Origin of the sequence: Candidatus Rhabdochlamydia sp. W815, from assembly GCF_018642185.1 — a bacterium.
Classification (GTDB): domain Bacteria; phylum Chlamydiota; class Chlamydiia; order Chlamydiales; family Rhabdochlamydiaceae; genus Rhabdochlamydia; species Rhabdochlamydia oedothoracis.
On sequence record NZ_JAAVTY010000082.1, the window covers coordinates 1 to 7061 of the forward strand.

Genomic DNA, 7061 nt, shown 5'->3' on the forward strand with positions numbered 1-7061 from the left:
GCCATGATGATCCATTACTGTCGTTTGAATTTCTCCTTCTGAAACCTCTACCATACCGCACCTCTTTGTTCAAAAAAGACATAATAGCACAAAAGGCTTAGCTAATTCCAAAAATATACGCTAGGGGGTAGGAATGTAGGTTACATTATTATAAATACGCAAATCGAAAACCGAAAAAGAAGTCTGTATTTTATGTTTATGATTGATTTGCCAATCATCAGAACATTAGATTCTATGTTATTTTTTCTCACTAAGCCAAAAAAATTTGTAAAATTACTTCTTTTTTTTAACTAATAGTAAAGAATCCCTTAAGTATGCTAAAATACTAGCTTAACTAAAAAAGTTTTTCCATTTATGTCTTATTCTCTAATTGATAGCGGTAATCAACAAAAGTTAGAGCGTTTTGGCGCTTTTACTTTGATTAGGCCCTGCTCTCAAGCAATTTGGAAACCTTCTCTTAAAAAATGGGAAGCGGATGCTATTTTTTCTCGAGACGAAGGAAATCGTTGGGAATATCAGAGATCTTTGCCTAAGGATTGGATAGTAATTATTGAGGATATACGTTTTAAGGTAGCTCCTACCGACTTTGGTCATGTAGGCGTTTTTCCTGAACACAGTCTTCTTTTTACCTATATGCAAAAGTTGCTTATCTCAAGAAAAGAGCCGAGAGTTCTCAATTTATTTGCTTATTCAGGAGGAGCTACTTTAGCCTGTGCAAAAGTAGGAGCTAAAGTCTGCCATGTTGATGCCTCAAAGGGAATGGTGAGTTGGGCTAGAGAGAATGCTATGTTAAATCATTTTTTAGATAAACCGATTCGTTGGATTATAGAAGATGTGAAAAAATTTATAAAAAGAGAGATCAAAAGGGGCTCTTTCTATGAAGCAATCATTTTAGATCCCCCTAGCTTTGGTAGAGGAAATAAGGGGGAAATTTTCAAAATTGAAGAAGGTCTTATAGAATTGCTAGACATGTGTAAAGACCTTTTAAGCAAAGATGCTCTTTTTTTGTTATTCACTACCCATACCTCTGGAATTACCCCGACTGTCATTCAAAATTTAATGAAACAATTATTACCTAAAGGGAAAATTGAGAGCGATGAGCTCTTATTGCCTTCTGAAAATGAGTTTGCTATTCCTTATGGAAGTTTTGCTTGGTGGCTGCCATGATAGAAAAAATCACAAGCATGCAAAATCCTAAAATTAAGTTAGCAATGCAACTAGCAAATCGCAGAACGCGCAATCAAACAAATCTTTTTCTCATTGAGGGATATCGGGAGTTGTCTAGGGCTGTGCAAGCCAGGGTAAAGATTGTCTCTTTATTTATTTGCCCGACTTTATTTTTAGGAATAAATGAAAAAACCCTAATTGAGCAAATTGAACAAGATCAAGCTTTTATCTACCATTGTTCTGAATCTGTTTTCAAAAAAATCTCTTACAGAGATCGTCCTGATGGGCTTGTAGCTATAGCAGAGCAAATGCACTATCCACTTCATTCTATTTCGTTTAGTCCTATAGCTTTTGTAGTCATTGCTGAGGCGATTGAAAAACCAGGAAATCTAGGCACTATTTTGCGCTCGGCAGATGCAGCAGGAGTAGATGCGGTGATGATATGCGATCGCTGTACAGATATCTATAATCCCAATGTTGTACGCGCTAGTGTAGGAACATTATTTACCACTTCAGTAATAGAAGCTACAAGTCAAGAGGTTTTAAGTCTGATGCGTGAGCATAAAATTAAAGTTGTTGCAGCAACCCCCTCTGCTTCCCAAGATTTTACCCAATTAGATCTAACAGGTCCTGTGGCAATTGCTGTTGGCACTGAACAATTGGGGTTATCCGATTTTTGGATGAAGCAAGCTGATATCTGTGTTCGTATTCCTATGCATGGCATAGCGGATTCTTTGAATGTAGCAACAGCTACTACACTTTTGTTATACGAAGTTGTTCGACAACGCAAAGGAAAAAATGCAGATCATTTTCTCAGATAACCATGTTTTAATAGTTGTGAAACCTGCTGGTTTAAGTACGCAGCCTCACTATCCTATAAAAGATAACTTAACCGATTTAACAAAAACTTGGGTTAAAAAAGAATATAAAAAACCAGGCGGGGTTTATCTAGAATGTATTCATCGTTTAGATAAACCGGTTAGCGGTTTGGTTTTATTTGCAAGAACATCTAAAGCGCTTACTCGGCTGCAGCAAAGTATGCGTGAAAAGAAAATGAGTAAAACCTATTTAGCCTGGGTAGAAAGAGGTGAAAATCTAAAAAACTCGGGAGTTCTCGAGCATACGTTAACTCATGTAAATCACCGTGCTAAAGTAGTAAAATCCAATCATATTCAAGGAAAATTAGCTCAGCTGGAGTATTCTGTTATGCTTGAAAAGGGAGATTTTTCACTGGTAAAAATAAAGCTGTATACAGGGCGTTATCATCAGGTCCGTGCACAGTTTTCCGCTATAGGCTCTCCTGTTGTAGGAGATGTCAAGTATGGAAGTAAGAAGCATTTACTCAAACAGAAGATTGCCTTACATCATGCGTGTATGAGTTTTCCTCACCCCATTACACAAGAAGTGATTGTATGTGAAGAAATTCTAGATTGGCAGAAATTGCTTTGATTCAAAGAAGGTGTTCTGCAATTTGTATCGTATTTAAAGCAGCTCCTTTCAGTATTTGGTCCCCTACTACCCACAGATCTAAAGTATTAGCATAGGAAAGATCTTTTCTGATTCTTCCGCAGTACACATCGTTTTGCCCTGCAACATCAATTGGCATAGGGAAACGATTCTTTAAGCGGTCTTCATGTACTTTTATACCAGGAGCTTTTTCTAAAAGTTCATAAGCCTTTTCTGGACAGATTTCTTGAGTAAAGGTGACATTTAAAGCTTGAGAATGTGCTCGTAAAACAGGAACGCGTACACAGGTTGCATTTACCCGAATATGAGGATTGGAAAGAATTTTTCGAGTTTCTTGTAGCATTTTTAATTCTTCGTCAACATAGCCATCTGCGTTTAATGTAGAGTTATGCAAGAATAGGTTAAATGCAGATGGAAAAGGTAGCGCTTTTGGCGTATAAGCCTTTTTTTCTAATACAGCTTGTGTAGCAGAAATTAACTCTTGCATAGCGTGAAATCCAGCACCGCTAACCGCTTGGTAAGTAGCTACCTGAATTCTTTGAATGGGAATGTACTGATGCAAGGGAAAAAGAGCCATTAACATGATCGAAGCAGAGCAATTAGGAGAAGCAATAATGTAATTATGGTTGGCTAGCTCTGCTAAATTAATCTCTGGGATGATAAGAGGTACATGTGGATCAAGCCTAAAAGCAGCGCTGTTATCGATTATAATGGTTTTTTGCCTAGCAAGATAGGGGATCCATTTACTAGAAACCTCTTTTTTTGTGCAAAAAATAGCTAGGTCGATGTTGTGTAATTTATCTTTGGAAAGGGTTTCTAATGGAATATTTTCTCCGGAGAATAGAATGGATTTATCTTTTGAATCTAAAGAAGCAAAACAGCGTAGTGTTTTGATCGGAAAATGACGTTTTTCTAAAAGACCCAATATTTCTCTTCCAACAATACCAGTAGCTCCGATAAGAGCGATTTTTACGGGGGGATATAATAAGATCATAATTATTAAAAAATGCTTTAAGTAGGTTTACTATAATACAAGGGTCCTTTTATAATTGCCTCATAAAAAGAGTAATTTATTATGCAAAAAGAAATCGAGCATGCAGTTGATGAAGCAATACGCGCTATTGTACTTTTAAAAGAAGAAAAAAGCATGAGCTTTATCGAAAATGCCAGTCAATTAATTGCTAAGTGTTTTACAAAAGGTGGTAAATTATTGATTGCAGGTAATGGAGGGAGTTTATGCGATGCCATGCATTTTGCAGAGGAGTTAACGGGGCAATTTCGTTATGCAAGAAAAGCTCTACCAGCTATTGCTTTAAGCGATCCAGGCCATTTAAGTTGTACAGCAAATGACATGGGATTTGACTTTGTTTTTGCAAGAGCAGTAGAAGCTTTTGCTAAACCAGAAGATCTTTTCATCGCTTTAACGACAAGTGGTAATTCCACAAATCTATTTAAAGCCATGTTAACGGCACGAAAAAGAGGTCTGAAAACAATCTCTTTTCTTGGTAAAACAGGAGGTAAGTTAAAAGGGGTGGCTGATCTGGAATGGATCGTTTCCGGGTTTGAGTTTTCAGATCGGATTCAAGAAGCCCATATGACTGCCATTCATATTATTATAGAACAAGTAGAGGTATTGCTTTTTCAAACAGAGCCAAGAGCTATTTGTGTTTCTTCTTAAAAAGGTAAAACGGTATTTGTTTCGAGTTGTTCAAAAAGAAAAAAAACCTTTTTTTTTCATCCCCTTCTTTTTTTTAATAAGTGCTTTTTTTTCTTTAGGAGTGCGATTAAGACATTTAGCCTATGATAAGGGTTTGCTTAAAGTACATAAGCTTCCTACTTGTGTAGTCAGTATTGGGAATATTGCAGCTGGAGGAACCGGAAAAACACCACTGATTCAAAAGATGATAAAGCATCTTGATCCGAAAATCAGATTAGCTATTCTTACAAGAGGATTTCTTTCAAAGATTGAAACCTCTGGCAGAGTAGAAAAGATTTCTGATGGAAAAGGATGTACTCTACCCGTTCAGTATTGTGGAGATGAACCCTATCTTTTAGCAAAGACAACCTCAGTACCTATTTGGGTAGGCAAAAATCGTATTGAAAGTGGATATAGAGCCATTACGGAGAAAATGCAGTGTTTAATTCTAGACGATGGGATGCAATATCGAAGGTTAGCGCGGAATCTAGAAATTATTGTGATTGATGCAAAAGATCCTTTTGGTCAAAAAAAATTTTTGCCAAGTGGTTTATTACGTGATACTCCTTCCCGATTAGACCGAGCTGATTGGATTATTGCCAATCACATTGATTCAGCTTGTCAATATGAAGAATTAAAGAAAGAAATATCTTTATATACTTTAGCGCCAGTTATTGGCATGAACGTTGTTGTTTGTAATCCACAGGAAGTGACTGGAAAAAAAGTAGGGGTATTTTGTGCTTTGGGCAGGCCAGAGCGTTTTTTACAAACCGTAAGAGAGATAGGATGTGGTATTGTAGATTGTGTATTTCTACCAGATCACACGGCTTTTGGGCTAAATGAGCTTAATTTATTTGCTAAGAGATGTAAGGATAAAGCAGGAGAAATGATTGTATGTACAGAAAAGGATTGGGTTAAACTATCCTCTTTTAGATGTTGTATACCTGTAATTGCTTTGCGTGTAGAATTAGAGATTGTAGCCGGGCATGCTATCTGGCAAGAGATGTTAGCTAAAATAGAATTTTTTTCAAATAAAGGGCATCGATGAGCGGAGAAATAAAAGTACTATTACCTAAATTAGGAGAGAGCATTCACAGTGCTGTTATATTGCAGTGGTTTAAAAAAGTAGGAGATGTGGTTCAATTAGATGAGCCTTTATTAGAAGTTTCTACCGATAAACTTAGTAGCGAGATCCCTTCACCTATAGCAGGTATTTTACAAGAAATTTGTGCAGAAGTAGATCAAGAGGTTCAAATAGGAGATCTTTTAGCAATTATTTCTACAGAGGATAGGCAAACAAACAAAAATCTGGAAAAAAATAACCCTTCGCCGATTTCGATCAATGCTAAGAGGAATCAATATTTTTTTTCACCCGCTCTTTTACGATTAGCTAGAGAACATAAACTGAATTTAGAAGAGTTGCAAAAAATTACAGGAACAGGTTCTGGAGGGAGAGTCACTAAGCAAGACTTAGAGCTTTATCTAGAAAAAAGGACTGTAAAAGAAAAGGGCTCTTTGCAATCTATAGAAAGATTGCAAATGACTGGTATGCGCAAAGCGATAGCAGATAATATGGTGCGCTCTTTTTATGAAGCACCTCATGCTACGCTGATTACAGAAATAGATATTACAAATGTGGTGCAATGTATCCAAAAAGAAAAACAAATTTTTTTAGAGAAGTGCCAAGCAAAACTTACCTTAACCAGTTTTATTGCTAGAGCTTTAATTAAAGCCCTTCAAGAATTTCCTTTGTTAAATTCCTCTCTAGATAAAGATACCATTTTAATGAAGAGGTTCATTAATTTAGGGATTGCGGTAAGTGTTAAACAAGGGTTGCTTGTACCTGTTTTAAAAGGAGCTCAAGATTTGTCTCTTCCAAAAATTGCTCAAGGGATCAGCGCTCTATCTCATAAAGCTCGGATGGGAAAATTAGTACCTGATGATGTAACCGAAGGCACAATCACCATTACAAATTTTGGTATGTCTGGTGTGCAAATTGGAATTCCCATCATTAGATATCCCGAAGTTGCCATCATTGGTGTAGGGGCTAGTTATAGAAAAGTGATTCCTCGGGAAGATGATAGTCTTGCCATTTGCAGTATGATTAATCTTTCTTTAACCTTTGATCATCGCGTACTTGATGGTATGTATGGTTGTGCTTTTTTAAATGCGCTAAAGCATCATTTAGAAACGGATAAAGAACTCTAAGATGTTTAGTCCCAAAGTGTGATGGAATGGATTAATTCTAAAAATTTTTGGTTTTTTTTGCCAACTTTTGATAATATATAGTAGTGCCAATTCAAACGGCTAGCTTAATGGGATTCAAGTCAACGACTTGAAACTTGTCGTTAATCCTATATTTTTCTATGCGATTGAATCGGAACCACTATATTTAAAAGGTGTCAATCCCTTTAGAGCTTTCAATCTTTTCGCAAAGTTATAGGCATTTAAAAAATAGACTTCTTGCGTAATTAGATTTTTGCTATACTTCCTTCCTAAATGAAGGGAAAGGAAAAATTACTTAGAACTTCAATCACTCTCACCCGAGCAATTTAGAAGACTAACAGGAGTGAAACGAAAAACTTTTGAAGAAAAGGTCTTAATTTTATGGGAAGAGCAAAACAAAAGATAGAGAAAAGCTAGGAGAAAAGGCTTACTTAAGCCTAGAAGACAAGCTTTTAAAGACTTTAGAATATTTGAGAGAATATCGAACGTATTTTCACACAGGTTG

General features: G+C 36.4%; 7 protein-coding genes and 1 pseudogene. 7 read left to right on the forward strand and 1 reads right to left on the reverse strand.

The features are described 5' to 3' along the window. Window positions 1–354: 354 nt before the first annotated feature. The 3 genes from RHOW815_RS05945 to RHOW815_RS05955 are packed head-to-tail and all read left to right on the forward strand — an operon-like array spanning window position 355 to window position 2616. Entirely contained in the window at window positions 355–1167 is an 813-nt protein-coding gene (locus RHOW815_RS05945) for a class I SAM-dependent methyltransferase (RefSeq protein WP_215217414.1), read from the forward strand. Beyond that, the gene (locus tag RHOW815_RS05950) at window positions 1164–1988 is read left to right on the forward strand and encodes a TrmH family RNA methyltransferase (protein ID WP_245397613.1); all 825 of its coding nucleotides are present in this window, start codon (window positions 1164–1166) and stop codon (window positions 1986–1988) included. The genes RHOW815_RS05945 and RHOW815_RS05950 overlap by 4 nt, the downstream gene beginning before the upstream one ends. Beyond that, a complete protein-coding gene (locus RHOW815_RS05955; protein WP_215217415.1) occupies window positions 1966–2616 on the forward strand; it encodes an RluA family pseudouridine synthase in 651 nt (216 codons plus the stop codon). The genes RHOW815_RS05950 and RHOW815_RS05955 overlap by 23 nt, the downstream gene beginning before the upstream one ends. Window position 2617: 1 nt before the next feature. Here the strand turns inward: RHOW815_RS05955 and RHOW815_RS05960 are convergent, their stop codons facing one another. Next, window positions 2618–3628 carry an aspartate-semialdehyde dehydrogenase gene (locus tag RHOW815_RS05960; protein WP_215217416.1) on the reverse strand — a complete coding sequence of 337 codons (1011 nt, stop codon included), beginning with the start codon at window positions 3626–3628 and terminating at the stop codon, window positions 2618–2620. An 81-nt stretch (window positions 3629–3709) separates the two neighbouring features. Between RHOW815_RS05960 and RHOW815_RS05965 the strand changes: the two genes are divergently transcribed. From RHOW815_RS05965 to RHOW815_RS09095, 4 genes and pseudogenes are all read left to right on the forward strand, one after another. After that, window positions 3710–4312 carry a D-sedoheptulose-7-phosphate isomerase gene (locus RHOW815_RS05965; RefSeq protein ID WP_215217417.1) on the forward strand — a complete coding sequence of 201 codons (603 nt, stop codon included), beginning with the start codon at window positions 3710–3712 and terminating at the stop codon, window positions 4310–4312. A gap of 16 nt (window positions 4313–4328) precedes the next feature. Beyond that, entirely contained in the window at window positions 4329–5378 is a 1050-nt protein-coding gene (lpxK, locus tag RHOW815_RS05970) for a tetraacyldisaccharide 4'-kinase (RefSeq protein WP_215217418.1), read from the forward strand. Beyond that, window positions 5375–6538, forward strand: a complete 1164-nt coding sequence (locus tag RHOW815_RS05975; RefSeq protein ID WP_215217419.1) for a dihydrolipoamide acetyltransferase family protein — start codon at window positions 5375–5377, stop codon at window positions 6536–6538. The genes lpxK and RHOW815_RS05975 overlap by 4 nt, the downstream gene beginning before the upstream one ends. A gap of 458 nt (window positions 6539–6996) precedes the next feature. Further along, a pseudogene (locus RHOW815_RS09095) lies at window positions 6997–7061 on the forward strand (helix-turn-helix domain-containing protein); the annotation flags it as partial.